Genomic DNA, 16,275 nt, shown 5'->3' with positions numbered 1-16,275 from the left:
CCCTAGGCGCGGACGAGGCCGCGTTCGTGTGCGGTGATGACGACCTGGATCCGGTTCCGGAGCCCGAGCTTCGTCAGCACCGCGCGGACGTGCGTCTTGACCGTGGCCTCGCTGAGGAACACGGCGGACGCGATCTCCTGGTTGCTCAGGCCCTTGGCGACGAGCAGGAACACCTCGCGTTCGCGGGCGCTCAGGGCGTCGAGGACCGCGTCCGGACGGGGCGTCTCGACGAGGGTCCCGTCGGCGCGGAGCAGGTCGAGCGCCTCGGCCTCGGTCGGGGCCGGGCGTCCCTCGTGCACGTCCCGGATCGTGGCGAGCACGACCTCCGGCAGCGCGTCCTTCGTCAGGAACGCTGCGGCTCCGGCGCGCAGCGCGGCGAGCACCGCTTCGTCCCGGCGGATCGTCGTGAGGGCGACCACCCGCGGGCGTTCCCCGCCGCGCTCGGCCAGCCGGGCCGTCGCCTCGATGCCGTTGAGCACCGGCATCCGGAGGTCGAGGAGGAGCACGTCGGGGTCCTCGGCGGCACAGAGGTCGAGGGCTGCCTGGCCGTCGCCCGCGGTGCCGACGCAGGTCATGTCGTCCTGCGCGTCGACGAGCATCCGCATGCCGGACGCGAACAGTCGCTGGTCGTCGACGACCGCGACGCGGATCGCGCTCACCGGCCGGTCTCGGTCGGGAGCCAGCCCGTCACGACGAACTCGTCGGGGTCGTCGCCGTCCCCCGCGCGGAGCCAGCCGCCGGCGAGACGGGCGCGCTCGCGCATGCCGTCGACCCCCGAGCCCGGGCCGTCGAGGGCGACGAGCGGAGCGTCCCCGCGTGAGGTCACGACGACCCCGAGTCCCGGCCCGCGCCAGTCCAGGACGACCCGCGCCTCGGCCGTTCGCCCCTGGTGCTTGAGGACGTTCGTCAGGCTCTCCTGCACGATCCGGTGCACGGCGGCGTCCGTCGCGGTCCCGAGCCGGACGGGGTCCCCGTGCTGTTCGAGCGTCGCCCGCATGCCGAGTTCGCGCATGTCCTCGACGAGGCCCGGGAGGTCGTCGAGCCCGTTCGCCGCGGCCGGACCGGTGCCCTGGATCCGCTCGACGAGCGACCGGACGTCCCCGAGGGCGCTCCGGCTGACGTCGGCGATGTCGCGGAGGGCCGTCGCCGTCGGGCCGTCCGACTCCGCGACCGCCGCGGCACCCTGGGCCTGCGACACCACGACCGCGAGCGAGTGGGCCAGGGAGTCGTGCACGTCCCGGGCGATCCGGGCGCGGTCCTGCTCGGCGCGCAGTTCGGCCGTCGTGACCGCGGTCTCGCGCTCCGCGACGGCGACGCGGGTGCGGGCGAGCCCGATCCGCCAGGCGGCACCGATCGCGACGCCCACCGCCCAGGCGATGCCGCTCGCACCCGCGACGGCGAGCGACAGCAGGACGAGACTGCCGCGCGTCCCCTCGCCCGAGGCGGTCCAGTTCGACCAGACGTCCGGGTCGGCCACGGTCGGCACGGCCATCGCCCACGCCGCCGCGACGCTCGCGACACCGAGGACCGGGACCGCCAGCCACCGCAGCAGCCCGGACCGGCCGGCACCGACGACCCCGACGACGATCGCGATCGCCAGGTACTCCGGCCACGTCGTGTCCCGCGGGCGGGCGAGCAGGTGGAGCGCCTGCAGCAGCGGAACGACCACCACGAGACCGAGGGCCGTCGCGGGCATCCAGGACGCCAGGCCGATCGCGACGGCGAGCGCGCTGACGACGAGCACGTGCCCGGTCAGGTCGGCGCGTCCGGCCTCGGCGAGGATCCAGAGCACGAGGTACACGGCGCCCGCGGCCGGTGCCAGGAGGTGCCGTGCCCGGCGGCGGAGGAAGGAGGTCATGTCGGCGAGCGTAGGGCGGGCGTCCACGCGGGAGCGAGCGGGCCGGGCCGCTTTCATCCGAGGGGATGAGCGGCCCGGCACCTCGCCGCGACCCTGCCTACGGCAGGTAGTACGTCGGGTTCGGCAGCTTCACGGACCGGTCGGCGGAACCCCCGATGAGGTCGCTGTACTGGTCGCCGAGGTTCGCGACGATGTCGTACCGTCCGCCGCTCGGCGACTCGATGTGCTTCCGCGTCTGCGACTTGTACTCGATCGTCGTGCACTTCGCGCTGGCGCAGGAGACGTACGACGGCTGCTGCGACGAGCCGACGCCGGTCCACTTCGTGTAGTACGTCTGCGTGCCGTGCTGCTCGGCCGCGAACTGCGGGTAGCCGACCCGCTGCAGGTTCGCGATCGTCGCGGCGCGCTGGTCGTCGTTCCGCCCGGTCAGCCCGATCACGGTGCAGCCCGCGCGCTCGGCGATCGACACCAGGTTCGTCATCGAGGGCGTCGCGGGGAAGCGTTCGTCCTGCACCCAGACGTCCTGCTCGGCCGGGTCGAAGACGAAGTGCATGTCCGCGACCTCCATGTCGTAGGTCCAGAGCGTGGTGTCGTCCGCGTCGAGCACGACCGCCGGGTTCCGGTGCTGTCGCTGACCGACCGCGCACCGGGCCGCGATGACCGGCGCCTGCTTCGCGACGATCGAACGCATCTCGCGGATGTACGGGCTGTCGGTCTTGTCGGCGATGCCGGTGCCGGGGTCGCCGTAGTACGTGGCGATGGTCTTCTTCACGGAGTCGATGTTCGGGATGCCCTCACCGCCCTGGGTCGCTCCCGACGATCCGTCCGCGGCCATCGTGAAGTGCGTCCGCGGCGCGAGCTGCGGCTCGTGCACGCCGGCGAGGTCCGGCGACGGGAGGAAGTAGGTCGGGTTCGGGAGCTTGACGTCGCGGTCGGCCGATCCGCCCTGCAGGTCGCTGTACTGGTCGCCGATGTTCAGCGTGATGTCGTACCCGAGGTCCTGCTCGATGTGCTTGCGCGTGCCGGCCTTGTACTCGACCGTCGTGCACTTCGCCGTGGCGCAGGAGACGTAGGACGGCTGCTCGCCGGTCCACTTCGTGAAGTAGTGGTCCGCGGTGAAGCCCCGGTAGCCGACCTTCGCGAGGTTGCCGAGCGTGGCGGCCTTCTGCGCGTCGTTCCGGCCGGTGAGCCCGAAGACGGTGAAGCCCTCGGCCTGGGCGGTGTTCACGAATTCGACCATGGCCGGCGTCGCGGGGAAGCGCTGGTCCTGCACCCACACGTCCTGCTCGGCCGGGTCGAAGACGAAGTGCATGTCCGCGACCTCCATGTCGTACGTGAAGAGGGTGGTGTCGTCCGCGTCGAGCACGATCGCGGGCTTCTCACCGCGGCGCACCGCGGCGTCGTGGATCCGCGGGAGCTGCGCGGTGAGGTCCTTCGTGATCCGCGTCATCTCGCGGATGTACGGGCTGTCGGTCTTGTCCGCGATGCCGGTGCCGGGGTCGCCGTAGTACGTAGCGATGGTCTTCTTCACGGAGTCGATGTTCGGGATGCCCTCACCACCCTGGGTCGCTCCCGAGGATCCGTCCGCCTCCATCGTGAACTGCGTCCGCGGGGTGAGCCCGGCGTCCGGTCCGTGCGCGGGGTCGGGGACCTGTGGGCCGTGCGGAGCGGGCCCCCAGCCGTGGGCGCTGGCGGGTGTGGCCGAGACGGCACCGGCCAGGGCGACGGCTGCGGCCGTGACGGCGACGAGGGCGGTGCGGGACGTGCGACGACGCATGCGAGGTGTTCACCTTCGGTGTGGGAAGCCCCCTCGAACGGGGGTGGCAGCACGCTAGCTGGCAATCTGCTGTCACGTCCAGCGGTTCGTTCAGCGTCCGACGTCGCGGCGGTGTCGCTGTGCGGCGCGCAGGAGCTCGCGGGCGCGGTCGCTCGCCGCCTCGGCGTCGTCGCGGGCACGGGTGGCGCGCTCGACCTCGGCCGTGGCGTCGGCGAGCTGTCGCTCGAGGTCGGCGCGGTGGTCCTCCGCGCGCTCCAGGTCCGTCTCGGCGGCGTCGAGCGCGGCGTCCGCGTCGCGGGACTCCGTGCGGGCGAGGGACTCCGCCTCGCGGGCCGCCCGGCGTTCCGCCGCCGGGTCGACGCGTGGTTCGGGCTCCGGCTCGGACTTCGGCTTCGACTCGGTCTTCGGCTGCGACGGCTTCGCCGGCCTGGAGGCGCGGCTCGGCTTCCGCGCGCTCCTCGCGCTCGCGATCGGGACCGGTTCCGCACCGCTGCCGGACCAGGCCGCCGGGACCGCGTCGGGGTCGGCGAGCGCGCCGTCCAGGTCGACGGTGTCGAACCCGGCGCTCTCGAGGGGACGGACGAGCAACCCCGACCGGACCGCGGCGCCCGCGTGCGGATCGGCCATCGCGGCCTCGACGGTCGCCCGGACCTGCTCGAGGACCACCGGGGTCACCGGGTGCCCGGCGGCGGCGGCCCGGTCGGCTCCGGTCTCGGCGAGTGCGGCGACGACCGCGGACCGCTGGCGTCGGAGCTGTCGGATCGCGTCCGGGTCGGCGTCCGCCTGGGCCCGCCGGATCGTCGGTCCGAGGGCGACCGCCTCGTCGAGGGCGCCCTCGTGCGCGAGCAGGTCGACCACCCAGGCGGCCGGGGCGGGCTTCCGGAGCCCGCCGATCCGGGTCGCGAGCGCACGGTCGTCCCCGCGGACCGCACGCTGCCGGGCGGTGCGCTCCCGCACGAAGTCCGCGGGCGCGACGAGGAGCAGTTCCCTCGCCACGTCCGCGAACTCCACGCCCCCAGCATGCCCGGGCAGGGCGGGCGCGCTACCAGTCGTGGACGGTGCCGTCGGCCAGTCGGTTGAACGGCAGGTACGCCTGCTCGTACGGGTACTTGCCGGCCTCGTCGACGTCGAGCGTCACGCCGAGGCCCGGCTCGTCGCCCGGGTGCAGGTAGCCGTCCGTGAAGGTGAAGGTCTGCCGGAACACCTGGTTCGTCTGCGGCCCGTGCTGCATGTACTCCTGGATGCCGAAGTTGTGGATCGCCATCCCGAGGTGCATCTGCGCGGCGAGCCCGACGGGCGAGATGTCCGTCGGCCCGTGGAACCCGGACTTGATCTGGTACATCGCGGCGTAGTCCATCGTCTTCCGGAGCGGGGAGATGCCGCCCATGTGCGTCACCGCACCGCGGACGTAGTCGATGAGCTGGTCGCGGATGATGTCCTTGAAGTCCCAGATCGTGTTGAACACCTCGCCGATCGCGAGCGGCGTCGTGGTGTGCTGGCGGACGAGCTTCAGCGCCTCCTGGTTCTCGGCGGGGGTGCAGTCCTCGAGCCAGAACAGGTCGTAGGGCTCGAGGGACTTGCCGAGCTTCGCGGCCTGCAGCGGGGTCATCCGGTGGTGGCCGTCGTGGAGCAGCGGCAGCTCGGGGCCGAACTCGTTCCGGACGGCCTCGAACACGGTCGGCACGTGGCGCAGGTACGCCCGGGTGTCCCAGTCCTCCATCGCGGGGAAGGCCCCGCGCTGTGCCGGCTCGAAGTCGTACCGGACGCCGGCGTTGCCCTCGGTGGTCTTGTTCGACGCGATGCCGTAGATGCTCTCGAGTCCGGGGACCCCCGTCTGGACGCGGATCGACCGGTAGCCCTCCTCCTGGTGCTCGCGGATGGAGTCGAACAGCTCCGGGAGCTCCTTGCCCGAAGCGTGCCCGTACGCCATGAGCCCGGTCCGCGAAGCACCGCCGAGCAGCTGGTAGACGGGCATCCCCGCGACCTTGCCCTTGATGTCCCAGAGTGCCATGTCGACGGCGGCGATCGCGGCCATCGTCACCGGGCCGCGGCGCCAGTAGGACGAGCGGTAGAGGAACTGCCAGGCGTCCTCGATGCGGCTCGCGTCCCGTCCGACGAGCAGCGGGACGACGTGCTCGGTCAGGTACGCGGCGACGGCGAGCTCACGGCCGTTCAGCGTCGCGTCCCCGAGCCCCGTGACACCGTCGGCAGTGGTGAGCTTCAGCGTGACGAAGTTGCGGTTCGGACTCGTGACGACGACCTCGGCCCGGTCGATGAGCTGCCCGCGGTCGGCCGAGGACCAGGTGTCCGGGCGGCCTGCGGTCGGGTCGGTCGCCGCTCCCCCGTCGCCGGCGCCGGGCACGGGCGCGGCCGGGTTCGTGGTGCTCGTGCTCATCGGAGGACTCCTTCGTCGACGGTGCCGCGAGCAGGTGCCGCGGCGGTGCGGATGCGGTCGGCCGCCGCTGTGACGGCGTCGACCACGGGGGTGGTGTCGAGGTCGGGCGCGACCACGGCGAGGACGTCGTGCACGTCCGAGTCTGGCCCGGGCGCCCCGGGGTCGTCCACCAGCTCCGGTTGCTCGGTGCAGTGCAGCCACCAGGCCGCGAGGGCGGTCGCGGCGCCGGGTCCGACGCCGGCGGCCGGGTCGCGGTCGAGTCGTCGGCGCAGGACGTCGACCACCCGGACCGGCAGCTTCGCCGCGCTCCCGGCGACGATCTGCCGCAGGGTGTGGCGGATCCGCGGGTTCGCGAAGCGTTCGACGAGGGCGGCCCGGGCGTCGTCGACCTCGGCGGCGGGCAGCGGGAGCTCGGCGGCGGCCTCGTCCCAGAGCTGCTCGACCGCGGCGCGGCAGCGGGGGTCGGCCATCGCCTCGGCCACGGTCTCGTGCCCGAGCAGGAGTCCGAGGGACGCCAGGAGCGAGTGCGAGCCGTTGAGGAGCCAGAGCTTCCGCTGCTCGAACGGGGTGACGTCGGGCACGAGGCGCACCCCGGCGGTCTCCCACGCGGGGCGGTCGACCCCGTCGAAGGCGTCCTCGAGCACCCACTCGACGAAGGGCTCGGTGACGACGGGGACACGGTCGCCGGGCAGGGCGCCCGGCAGGTCGGCGAGCCCGGCCACGTCGTCGTCGGTCGTCGCCGGGGTGATCCGGTCGACCATCGACGACGGGAAGGTCACGTGGTCGTCGATCCAGGCTCGGAGGTCGGGGTCCGCCGTCGCGGCGTGCACGGCGTCCCGGAGGACGTCGCCGTTGTGCGTCAGGTTGTCGAGCGACACCAGGGCGATCCGTCCGCCGTCCGTCGCCCGCCGGGCGGCGAGCCCGTCGACCAACCGGGCGGGGACGTCGGAACCGGCGCGGTACCCGGCCTCGGTGACCGTCAGCGTGACGATGCTCGTCGTCGGGGACGCGACCGCGCGCCTCCAGGCCGTGTCGTCGCTGCCGGGGTGGGCGGCCACGATCGTGTCGACCACCTCGGCGACGTCGCCGTCCGCTGCCCGCGTGACCAGGGTGTACCGACAGTCCTGCGCGGCGAGCGCGTCGGCGGCCGCGGGCGAGCGTCCCGTGAAGGCGGTGATCCCCCACGGTTCGCCGGTGGCGTGCTGCGTGTACCAGGCGAGGTGTGCGCGGGCGAACGCACCCACCCCCAGGTGCACGATGCCGGGTCGACGGTCGGTCATGCCGCCACCGGGACCAGGGAGCGGAGGTAGGCGAGGTTGTCCGCGGTGCGCTCGGCGAGCGGGAGGTCGGTCGAGAAGTCCTCGATCGTGACCCAGCCGTCGTAGCCGACCTGGCGGAGCGCGTCGAGGTACTCGGACACGGACGCCTGCCCGTCACGCAGCGGCGCCCACTCGTGCTGCCAGACCCGGCTGCCGTCGGCGCGGGTGTCGCCGGTGTCGACCCACCGGGCGTTCTTGACGTGCGCGTGGGCGAGGTACGGGCCGAGGAGCTCGAAGGCCGCGAGGTGGTCCTCATGTCCCTCGATGACCAGGTTGCCGAGGTCGTGGATGACACCGACGTGTGCGGGGTCGAGGCCGTCGACGAGCCGCAGGGCCGCCGACGCCGACGGGGTGATCGTCATGTGGTGCAGCTCGACCAGCGCCTTCACACCGAGCTCCGCCGCGCGACCGACCGTCCACTCGAGGTCGGCCCGGGTGCGGTCGAACATCTGCCCGTACGTCTCGTGCGTGCGCTCGCGCTCGCGCCGGTACCAGGGCATCGTGACGCGGACCTGACGGGCACCGAGCTCGGCCGTCACGCGGAGCATCGTCTCGACGCCCGCACGGTCGGACACGGGCTGGTACCCACCGATGCCCGAGAACTCGAGCCCGGCGGCGTCGGTGGTCCGGGCGATCTCGCCGACCTGCTCGGCGATGCCGCTGTACTGCCAGGTCGACCGGTTACCGGCCCAGAAGCCGGACGAGCCGTCCTCGGTGCGGTCGTCGACGATGCGCCACTCGATGCCGTCCCAGCCCTGGCCCGCCAGGTTCCGTGCGGCTTCGTCCGGCGTCCAGTCGGGGGTGGAGGCGGTGAACACGGAGAACTTCATCGGACTGCTCCTTCGCTGGCGGCGGTGGTGGCGGTGGCGGCGGTGCGGGACGGCGCTCCGACGACCGGCACGACCTCGTCGTACAGGCCCTCGATCACGTCGTCGATCCGGACCGCCTTGCCGAGCGTCGCGCTGACGTACAGCCCGCGGACGGTCGCGAGCGAGACGAGTGCGGCGTCCACCGTCACGCCGGGGTCCCGGCCCTCGCGGATCGCGGCGACGATGTCGGTGTACTGCCGGGCGTGCCCGGCGGCGAAGTGGTCCGGCTCGACCGGCCCGCCGACGACGTGCTCGGGCGGGACGACCCGGTCCTTCTGGTCGGCGGCGTCGGCCACCGCGGTGGTGTTCGCCGTCGTCGCCGCGGACTCGAGCGTCGCGGTGTCGGGGGCGACGTGGAAGTACGCGAGCCGGTCGTCGTCGACGATCGCGGAACCGTGCGTGCCGTACACGGCCCAGCGCGCCGAGAGGCCCGGGTAGGCGGCCGTCGTGCAGTGGACCACGCCGAGCGCCCCGCCGCGGAACCGGACGGTGGCGACGGCGGTGTCCTCGACCTCGATGCGGTCGTGCGCGAGCAGCCCGACCTGGGCGGAGATCTCCTCCGGACGACCGAGGGCCCACACGAGCAGGTCGACGGTGTGCACGCCCTGGTTCATCACCGCGCCGCCGCCGTCGAGCTCCCAGGTGCCCCGCCAGTCGCCCGAGTCGTAGTACCCCTGCGACCGGTACCACGCCACGCTCGCGACCCCCGAGGTCACGGTCCCGAAGTCGCCGCCGTGTGCCGCACCGGCGACGGCGACCGACGCCGGGTCGAACCGGTGCTGGCTGATGACGCTCGTGACGAGTCCGCGCTCGCGAGCGTCCGCGGCGAGCGCCGCGATCTGCCGGGCTCGCGGCATGGTCGTGTCGAGGGGCTTCTCGATGACGACGTGCTTGCCCGCGGCGAGGGCCGCCTCGGCCAGCTGCACGTGCATGCCCGACGGCGAGCAGATCGCGACGACGTCGATGTCGGTCTGCTCGATGGCCTCCTCGATCGTGGACGTCGTGATCGGACGGGTGGCTCCGGTCGACTCGAGTTCGTCGGCGGCGTTCGTGGCCGCGGCGGGGACGGCGTCGACGAGCGCCACGACCTGCAGGTCCGGGTGCCGGACGGCGACGCGGGCGTGGTGGCGACCGATGACGCCGGCACCGACGACTGCCAGCTTGAGTGGTGTGGTCATCGCAGGGTGACTCCGATCTGGTCGGTGAGGGTGCGGAAGGCGCGACCGGCGCGACCGAAGGCCGCGGGGCCGGAGAACCCGCCGAGGTGGGTGAAGTCGCTGAGGTGCGGTTCGAGCGACGCGTAGCCGGCGTACCCGGCGTCGCGGAGTGCGGTCAGGGTGTCGAGCAGTTCGCCGTCGCCCTCACCCGCGGGGACCACGGACGCGTCCGCGGCGAGCGCGTCCTTGACCTGCAGGTAGTCGACGTACGGGGCGAGCTGCGCCCACCCGTCGGTGAACGGCCGGACCCCGCACTGCACGTAGTTCGCGTTGTCCCAGGCGAGCCGCAGCGCGGGTGACCCGACGCTCTCGACGACGTCGAGCACACGGTCGGGCACGTCGCCGTAGATGTCCTTCTCGTTCTCGTGCAGGAGCGTGACGCCCTCGCGCTCGGCGAGGTCGGCGAGCGCCCGCATCCGGACGAGGACGTCGTCGCGGACGTCCTCCGGTGCACGGTCCGGGAAGTAGAACGAGAAGATCCGGATGTTCGTCGTACCGAGGGCGTGCGCGGCGGCGATCGCCCGGCCGAGCCGGCCCACCTCGTGCTCGACGGGTTCGTCGACGGCGACCTTGCCGATCGGTGAGGCGATGGCGGAGACGGTCTGACCGCGCTCGTGGAACAGGCGGTGCAGGCCGGCGAGCTGGTCCTCGTCGAGGTCGACGACGTTCACCCCCCAGGCGCTCCGCACCTCGATCGCGGAGGCGCCGAGCGCCTGCAGCACGGCGACCTGGATCGCCGGGTCGGCGTCGATCTCGTCGCCGAAGCCGGAGAGCTCCCACGTTGGCTGGTCGGTCATAGCATTCCCTTCGTGAGACCGGACGGGAGGCGCGGGGCGGGCTGGCACCGCGCCTCCTGTCCGACGTCTGGTTGCGTTCGCTACTTGACGGAGCCGGCCGTCAGACCGCCGACCAGGTAGCGCTGGAAGATCAGGTAGAGCGCGACGACCGGCACGGCGCACACGATCGAGGCGGCCATCATCTGGCCGTAGATCGGGACGGCGCCGCCCTCCTGCGTGGTGCCGAGCACCTGCAGGACGACCGCGACGGTGCGGGTGTTCGGGGTCGTCATGATCGTGCTGAACAGCACGTCGTTCCAGCCGAGCAGGAAGGCGAAGATCGCCGACACGACGATCCCGGGCCACGACAGCGGCAGGACGACGCTCCGCAGGATGCGTCCGCTCGAGGCGCCGTCGATGCGCGCTGCCTCCTCGAGTTCCTTCGGCAGACCACGGAGGTAGGTCACCATGACCCACGTCGAGAACGGCAGTGCGAACGTCAGGTACGTGACGAAGAGGCCCCACCGGGTGCCGATCACCTGCACACCGGTCGCGCTCGCGATGTTGGCGAAGACGACGAAGACCGGCAGGAGCAGGAGGGTCCCGGGGATGGACTGCAGGGCGAGGAGCCCGCGCAGGATCGTGAGCCGGCCGAGGAACCGGAACCGGACCAGGACGTAGGCGGTCGACACGGCGAGCGCGGCGCTCGCGACGGCCACGGCTCCGGCGGTCAGGAGTGAGTTCACCAGCCCCTGGCCGAGGGCGACGGTGTTCCAGATCTCGACGTAGTTCGCCAGCGTGAACTCGGACGGGAAGTACTCGCCGCGGGCGACCGCGACGTCCGAGTTGACCGAGCCGAACAGGATGTAGAGCACCGGCGCGGCGATGAACGCGATGATGACGGCGATCACGACGACCAGGAGCCACCGGGGCAGGAGCCGGGTGACGTCGGTGTCGTACGGGCGCTTGGTGCGCCTCCTGGCGCCCCCGGTGGTGATGCTCTCGGTGAGCGTCGCGGTGGGCCGGGTGCGGGTGGTGCTGAAGGCGCTCATGCGCGGGCTCCGTCGAGGTCGGCGGCGGCGGCCGGGGTCGCTGCTGCGAGGGTCAGCCGGTCGCTGCGGCGCTGCTTGCGACTGGGGCCGGCGTCGTCGCCGGTGTCGAGCTTGACGGCCCGCAGGTACACGAACAGCGGGATGGCGACGATCACGAGCGAGCAGATGGCCATCGCCGCGGAGAGCCCGAAGCGGAACGACTGGAAGCTCGCGATGTACGTCAGGACGGGCATGACCTCGACACTCGAGGGCAGCGGGATGCCGAACAACACGAACGGAAGCGTGAAGTTGTTGATGTTGTGCAGGATCGAGATGATCACCGCCAGACTGAGCGGTCCGCGGAGGTACGGGAAGACGATGTACCGCAGCTTCGCCCACCACGTGACGCCGTCGAGTGCCGCGGCCTCGTGCACCTCGTTGTCGACCGCCTGCAGGCCCGCGAGCGAGAGCAGGTAGACGAAGGGCCAGCTCGTCCAGATCATCACGCCGGCCAGGGCCCAGTAGGACGCCGAGCCGTTCAGCCACAGCACGTCTGTGCCGAGCACCGTGTTCACCACGCCCTGCGGCTGGAGCATCGTGCGGAAGAACGTGCCGACGACGAAGGCCGGGAGCACGTACGGGATGAGGTAGATCGAGCGGACGAGTCCGCGCCCGGGGAACCGGTTCTGCGTGGAGACCGCCGCGGCGACGCCGATCGGGACGGTGATGGCCGTGACGAGCACGGACAGCGACACCGAGATCCAGACCGAGTGCAGGAGCGGCGAGTCCGTGAACGCCTCGGCGAAGTTGGCGAGGCCGACGAACGGGGCGCTGAACCACTCGCGGAGGGTGTACTGGTCGAGGTCGAGCATCGCGATGTACACGCCCACCAGGAGCGGCACGACGATGACGACGAGCATGAGGACACCGCCTGGCAGGAGCATCCACAGGGGGCGCTCGCGCTTGTAGAGGGGTGTCTTGCCGTGTGGCCGGACCTGCGTCATCACAGGCCTCCGTTCTTCTGGCGGTCCAGGGTTGCCTGGGCGTCCCGTTGTGCGGCGTCGAGCCGCTTCCTGAGCTGGTCGTCGGTCACCTCGCCGCTCTTCAGCGACGGGATGGACTGCACGACGACGTCGACGAGCGAGAGCTGGATGTCGGACCACGCGCCGGTGAAGGCGGTGGGCTTCGAGAGCTTGCCGGCCTGGACGATCGGAGCGAGGTCGGGGTTCTCCTGCGCGATGGTCTGCGCGGCCTGCGTGTTGGTCGGCAGCTGCCCGAACAGCTCGAAGTAGCGCTCCTGGGCCGCCGGTGACGAGACCTGCTTGACGAAGTCGAAGGACAGGTCCTGCTTCTTGCCGTAGTCGGCGACGACGAGGTTGTCGCCGGACAGGATGCTCGCCGCCTCGATCCCGTCGGCCGGACGCTCGATCGCACCCGGGGGCACCGTCGGCAGGAGCGCGTACTCGTACTTGCCGTCGACCGCCGAGCCCTTGAGGGTGTTCAGCGACGTCGTGGTCGTCATCGGGAAGAACGCGGCCTTGCCGTCCGCGAACTGGGCGAGGGCCTGGGCGTTGTTCCAGCCGATCGCGGCCTTGTCGACGACGCCGTCCTTCGTCACCCAGTCGAAGTAGGTGCGGTAGGCGTTCTCGACGGCGTCCGCGGAGATCTCCGCCTTCGAGCCGTCGACGATCGTGTTGCCGGCGTTCTGCGCCATGCCCCAGACGAACTTCCACGGGTCGAACCCGTCGGCGTAGGCGATCGCCATGCCGAAGTGGCCGTCACCGGTGGTCGCCTTCGCGTCCGCGGTGAGCTCGTCCCAGGTGGTCGGCAGGTCGGTGATGCCCGCCTGGGCGAGGAGGTCCTTGTTGACCGCCATCACGAACGGCCGGCTGGCGAACGGGATGCCGATCTGCTTCGACGCACTCGGCCCGGAGATGCCGAGCGAGGCGGCGTCGAACTGGTCCTTGCCGCCGACCGCCCGCCACTCCTTGCTGCCCATCTCGACGAAGGCGCCGGTGGCGTAGGCGGTGGGGGTGAACGTCGTGCCGATCGCGTAGACGTCGGGGCCCTGTCCGGAGATGACGCTCGTCTGGATGGCGGTCAGCTCCTCCTGCGCGGAGGAGTACGTCTCCCACTGGATCCGGGCGCCCGTGGTGCGCTCGAACTCGGCAGCGGTCTCCTGCTGCCACTGCTTGCGCTCCTTGGGGTAGGTGGTGTCCGCGCCCATCATCACGCGGAGGGTGTTCGGGTCGTCGCCGCTGCCGTTCACGATCGCGCAGCCCTGGAGCGTGAGGGCGGCGACTGCGACGACGGCGGCACCGACGAGGGCGCGGGTCCTGCGTCTTCCTGTGCTCATGCGGGGGTTTCCTCCTCGAAGCCTCCACCGGGCTGAGCCCGGCCGACCGGCGGCGCTGCCGGCTGTGCGCCCCACTGTCCCGCTCCGTGGCAACATGCGGCAACCGGTTGCCACTTGTTGCCACGGCGGCTTAGCGTCACCACCGTGAGCAGCGCAGACACCGACACCGCACGGCGGGTGACGATCCGGGACATCGCCGACGCGACCGGCGTGGCCCCGTCGACGGTGTCCCGTGCGCTGTCCCTGCCCGACCGGGTGAACCGCGCCACGCAGCAGCGGATCCAGGACGCGGCGCGGGAGCTCGGCTACGTCCCGAACCAGCAGGCACGGGCCCTGACGTCCGGTCGCACCCGGGCCGTCGCCGTGCTCGTCTCGGACATCACGAACCCCTTCTACTTCGACGTCATCCGGGGCACGCAGCACCAGCTCGCCGCCGCAGGGTGGACGCAGCTGCTCGTCGACACCGAGGAGTCGGCCGAGGCGGAGCTCGCGGCCCTGAGCGCGATCGCGACGAAGGCCGACGGCGCGGTGCTCACCGCGTCCCGCCTGTCCGACGCGCAGATCGCCCGGTTCGCGGAGCGGACGCCGCTCGTCGTCGTGAACCGCCGACCGGCGGGGGTCCCCTCGGTGCTCATCGACACCCCCGGCGGGGTCGAGCAGGCCGTGCAGCACCTCGTGTCGCTCGGTCACCGGGACGTGCTCTACGTCGCCGGTCCGGACAGCTCGTGGTCGAACGAACGCCGCTGGCGGGCGCTCGTCCGCGCCGGGAAGCGCCTGGGCGTCCGGGTCGCACGGATCGGCCCGCACGCGCCGTTCGTCGACTCCGGTGCCGCCGCTGCCGACGCCGCCGTGCACGCGGGCGCGACGGCCTGCATCGCGTTCAACGACCTCATCGCCATCGGCATGCTCACCCGACTGCGGGAGCGCGGCGTCCGCGTCCCGGACGACATGTCCGTCGTCGGGTGCGACGACATCTTCGGTGCCGACTTCTGCAACCCACCGCTCACCACGATGACGTCGCCGATCGAGCGCGCCGGACAGGTCGCCATCCGGATGCTGCTCGGTCGGCTCGGCGCGTCCCCGTCCGACGATCCGCTCGGCGACCCGGTCGGCGACCACCCGGCGAGCGCCGTCGCCCTGCCCACCCACCTGACCGTGCGGGAGTCCACCGGCCCCGCACCGGCCACCGCCCGCCGCCCGTCCTGAAGGAGTCGACGATGACCCGGACCAGCACCGCCACCCCACTCGCCCCGCACCCCGACCGGCTGTTCGCCGCCGACCCCGCCGCACGGACCGTCGCCCGGACCGTGTACCAGGCCGTCGCGGACGCGCCGATCATCTCCCCCCACGGGCACGTCGACGCGGCCCTGATCGCGGACGACCGGCCGTTCGCCGACCCCGCGTCGCTGCTCGTCACGCCCGACCACTACGTGCTGCGGCTGCTCCACGCCAACGGCGTCGGCCTCGACGAACTGGGACGGCCGGACCGCTCCGGCGACGGGTCCGTCCCCGACGGTCGACAGGTCTGGCGCCGCCTGGCGGAGCACTGGGACGACTTCGCCGGGACGCCCGTCCGGTACTGGTTCGAGACGGAGCTGCACGACGTCTTCGGTCTGACGGAGCAGCCGTCGGCCGAGAACGCCGACGCGCAGTACGACCACCTGGCGGAGCTGCTGACCACGCCCGCGTTCCGTCCCCGGGCGCTCTTCGACACCTTCCGCATCGAGGTCCTCGCCACCACCGACGACCCGACCGCGGACCTCGCCGCGCACGCGCGGCTCGCCGCCGACCCGACCTTCCGGGGACGGGTGCTGCCCACCTTCCGCGCGGATGCGGTCTTCGACCCGTCCCGACCGGACTGGAGGCACGTGGTCACGTCGATCGGACAGGCGGCGGGCATCGACGCGGGCACCCACGCGGGCCTGCTCGCCGCGCTGCGCGCGCGGCGACGGTACTTCATCGAGCACGGCGCGACCGCGACGGACACCGGTGTGCTCGACGCGGGGTCGACCCCGCTGTCCGCGGAGGCGCGGGAACGCATCCACGCAACGGCGCTGCGCGACCCGGCGTCCCTGACCGAGGCGGACGCCGTCGCCTACCGGCACGACATGCTCTACCGCTGGGCGGAGATGAGCGTCGAGGACGGGCTGGTCATGCAGCTGCACCCCGGCGTGCACCGCAACCACCACCGGCCGACGCTCGAGCGCTTCGGGCCGGACACCGGGCACGACCTGCCCGCGGTCGGGTCCTTCACCGAGCCGCTCCGGCCGCTCCTCGAGGCCTTCGGCACCGTGCCCGGCTTCCACCTCGTGCTGTTCACGGTCGACGAGACGGTGTTCTCGCGGGAGATCGGGCCGCTCGCCGGCTTCTACCCGGCCGTCTACGCAGGGGCGCCGTGGTGGTTCATCGACACCCCGGCGGCGATCGGCCGGTACCGCGCCGCGGTCACCGACTCGGCATCGTTCACGAAGACGTCCGGGTTCATCGACGACACCCGGGCCTACTGCTCGATCCCGGCGCGGCACGACATGGCGCGGCGGGCGGACGCGGCGTACCTGGCCTCGCTCGTCGTGACGCACCAGCTCAGCGAGGAGGACGCGGTGCGCACCGCCCACCGGATCGTGTCGGACATCCCGCGGGCGACGTTCAAGCTCTGACGGCGCGAGCTGGCCACCCT

The 16,275-nt window shown here is 72.3% G+C and carries 14 protein-coding genes; 2 read left to right on the top strand and 12 right to left on the bottom strand.

Features of this window, described 5'->3' with window-relative positions:
• Nucleotides 1-2: 2 nt before the first annotated feature.
• From LQK89_RS03875 to LQK89_RS03820, 12 genes are all read right to left on the bottom strand, one after another.
• Nucleotides 3-659 (bottom strand): response regulator transcription factor, encoded by a 657-nt coding sequence (locus LQK89_RS03875; RefSeq protein ID WP_083520012.1) that lies wholly within the window; start codon nucleotides 657-659, stop codon nucleotides 3-5.
• A complete protein-coding gene (locus LQK89_RS03870) occupies nucleotides 656-1,858 on the bottom strand; it encodes a sensor histidine kinase (protein ID WP_231050261.1) in 1,203 nt (400 codons plus the stop codon). Before LQK89_RS03870 ends, LQK89_RS03875 begins: the two co-directional genes overlap by 4 nt.
• 97 nt (nucleotides 1,859-1,955) lie before the next feature.
• Nucleotides 1,956-3,635, bottom strand: a complete 1,680-nt coding sequence (locus LQK89_RS03865; protein ID WP_231050260.1) for an HAD family acid phosphatase — start codon at nucleotides 3,633-3,635, stop codon at nucleotides 1,956-1,958.
• 90 nt (nucleotides 3,636-3,725) lie between these two features.
• Nucleotides 3,726-4,646, bottom strand: coding sequence for a hypothetical protein (locus LQK89_RS03860; RefSeq protein WP_231050259.1), 921 nt, complete (start codon nucleotides 4,644-4,646; stop codon nucleotides 3,726-3,728).
• A gap of 31 nt (nucleotides 4,647-4,677) precedes the next feature.
• On the bottom strand, nucleotides 4,678-6,030 hold the full coding sequence (gene manD / locus LQK89_RS03855) for a D-mannonate dehydratase ManD (RefSeq protein ID WP_217508267.1): 1,353 nt from the start codon (nucleotides 6,028-6,030) through the stop codon (nucleotides 4,678-4,680).
• Nucleotides 6,027-7,310: a mannitol dehydrogenase family protein gene (locus tag LQK89_RS03850; protein WP_231050258.1), complete on the bottom strand. Its 1,284-nt coding sequence runs from the start codon at nucleotides 7,308-7,310 to the stop codon at nucleotides 6,027-6,029. Before LQK89_RS03850 ends, manD begins: the two co-directional genes overlap by 4 nt.
• Nucleotides 7,307-8,179, bottom strand: a complete 873-nt coding sequence (locus tag LQK89_RS03845) for a sugar phosphate isomerase/epimerase family protein (protein ID WP_231050257.1) — start codon at nucleotides 8,177-8,179, stop codon at nucleotides 7,307-7,309. The genes LQK89_RS03850 and LQK89_RS03845 overlap by 4 nt, the downstream gene beginning before the upstream one ends.
• The gene (locus LQK89_RS03840; RefSeq protein ID WP_231050256.1) at nucleotides 8,176-9,396 is read right to left on the bottom strand and encodes a Gfo/Idh/MocA family protein; all 1,221 of its coding nucleotides are present in this window, start codon (nucleotides 9,394-9,396) and stop codon (nucleotides 8,176-8,178) included. Before LQK89_RS03840 ends, LQK89_RS03845 begins: the two co-directional genes overlap by 4 nt.
• The gene (locus LQK89_RS03835) at nucleotides 9,393-10,232 is read right to left on the bottom strand and encodes a sugar phosphate isomerase/epimerase family protein (protein ID WP_058742281.1); all 840 of its coding nucleotides are present in this window, start codon (nucleotides 10,230-10,232) and stop codon (nucleotides 9,393-9,395) included. The genes LQK89_RS03840 and LQK89_RS03835 overlap by 4 nt, the downstream gene beginning before the upstream one ends.
• A gap of 80 nt (nucleotides 10,233-10,312) precedes the next feature.
• Complete coding sequence (locus tag LQK89_RS03830) at nucleotides 10,313-11,263, bottom strand: carbohydrate ABC transporter permease (RefSeq protein WP_174778819.1); 951 nt, start codon at nucleotides 11,261-11,263, stop codon at nucleotides 10,313-10,315.
• Entirely contained in the window at nucleotides 11,260-12,246 is a 987-nt protein-coding gene (locus LQK89_RS03825; RefSeq protein ID WP_231050255.1) for a carbohydrate ABC transporter permease, read from the bottom strand. Before LQK89_RS03825 ends, LQK89_RS03830 begins: the two co-directional genes overlap by 4 nt.
• Complete coding sequence (locus LQK89_RS03820; RefSeq protein WP_231050254.1) at nucleotides 12,246-13,598, bottom strand: ABC transporter substrate-binding protein; 1,353 nt, start codon at nucleotides 13,596-13,598, stop codon at nucleotides 12,246-12,248. Before LQK89_RS03820 ends, LQK89_RS03825 begins: the two co-directional genes overlap by 1 nt.
• A gap of 144 nt (nucleotides 13,599-13,742) precedes the next feature.
• Here LQK89_RS03820 and LQK89_RS03815 point away from each other — a divergent pair, with 144 nt between their 5' ends.
• Entirely contained in the window at nucleotides 13,743-14,804 is a 1,062-nt protein-coding gene (locus tag LQK89_RS03815) for a LacI family DNA-binding transcriptional regulator (RefSeq protein WP_231050253.1), read from the top strand.
• 11 nt (nucleotides 14,805-14,815) lie between these two features.
• The gene (gene uxaC / locus LQK89_RS03810; RefSeq protein ID WP_231050252.1) at nucleotides 14,816-16,255 is read left to right on the top strand and encodes a glucuronate isomerase; all 1,440 of its coding nucleotides are present in this window, start codon (nucleotides 14,816-14,818) and stop codon (nucleotides 16,253-16,255) included.
• Nucleotides 16,256-16,275: the final 20 nt, after the last annotated feature.

It is taken from the genome of Curtobacterium sp. C1 (genome assembly GCF_021049325.1).
Taxonomy (GTDB): domain Bacteria; phylum Actinomycetota; class Actinomycetes; order Actinomycetales; family Microbacteriaceae; genus Curtobacterium; species Curtobacterium citreum.
Note: the sequence above shows the minus strand (reverse complement) of the source record. Positions and strands in the feature narration are given on the sequence as shown.

What these genes read in the sequence shown, in the direction of transcription:
- LQK89_RS03865 (WP_231050260.1), bottom strand. Translation starts at nt 3,635, where the DNA reads ATGCGTCGTCGCACGTCCCGCACCGCCCTCGTCGCCGTCACGGCCGCA.
- LQK89_RS03820 (WP_231050254.1), bottom strand. Translation starts at nt 13,598, where the DNA reads ATGAGCACAGGAAGACGCAGGACCCGCGCCCTCGTCGGTGCCGCCGTC.
- LQK89_RS03830 (WP_174778819.1), bottom strand. Translation starts at nt 11,263, where the DNA reads ATGAGCGCCTTCAGCACCACCCGCACCCGGCCCACCGCGACGCTCACC.
- LQK89_RS03840 (WP_231050256.1), bottom strand. Translation starts at nt 9,396, where the DNA reads ATGACCACACCACTCAAGCTGGCAGTCGTCGGTGCCGGCGTCATCGGT.
- LQK89_RS03835 (WP_058742281.1), bottom strand. Translation starts at nt 10,232, where the DNA reads ATGACCGACCAGCCAACGTGGGAGCTCTCCGGCTTCGGCGACGAGATC.
- manD (WP_217508267.1), bottom strand. Translation starts at nt 6,030, where the DNA reads ATGAGCACGAGCACCACGAACCCGGCCGCGCCCGTGCCCGGCGCCGGC.
- LQK89_RS03825 (WP_231050255.1), bottom strand. Translation starts at nt 12,246, where the DNA reads ATGACGCAGGTCCGGCCACACGGCAAGACACCCCTCTACAAGCGCGAG.
- LQK89_RS03870 (WP_231050261.1), bottom strand. Translation starts at nt 1,858, where the DNA reads ATGACCTCCTTCCTCCGCCGCCGGGCACGGCACCTCCTGGCACCGGCC.
- LQK89_RS03850 (WP_231050258.1), bottom strand. Translation starts at nt 7,310, where the DNA reads ATGACCGACCGTCGACCCGGCATCGTGCACCTGGGGGTGGGTGCGTTC.
- uxaC (WP_231050252.1), top strand. Translation starts at nt 14,816, where the DNA reads ATGACCCGGACCAGCACCGCCACCCCACTCGCCCCGCACCCCGACCGG.
- LQK89_RS03845 (WP_231050257.1), bottom strand. Translation starts at nt 8,179, where the DNA reads ATGAAGTTCTCCGTGTTCACCGCCTCCACCCCCGACTGGACGCCGGAC.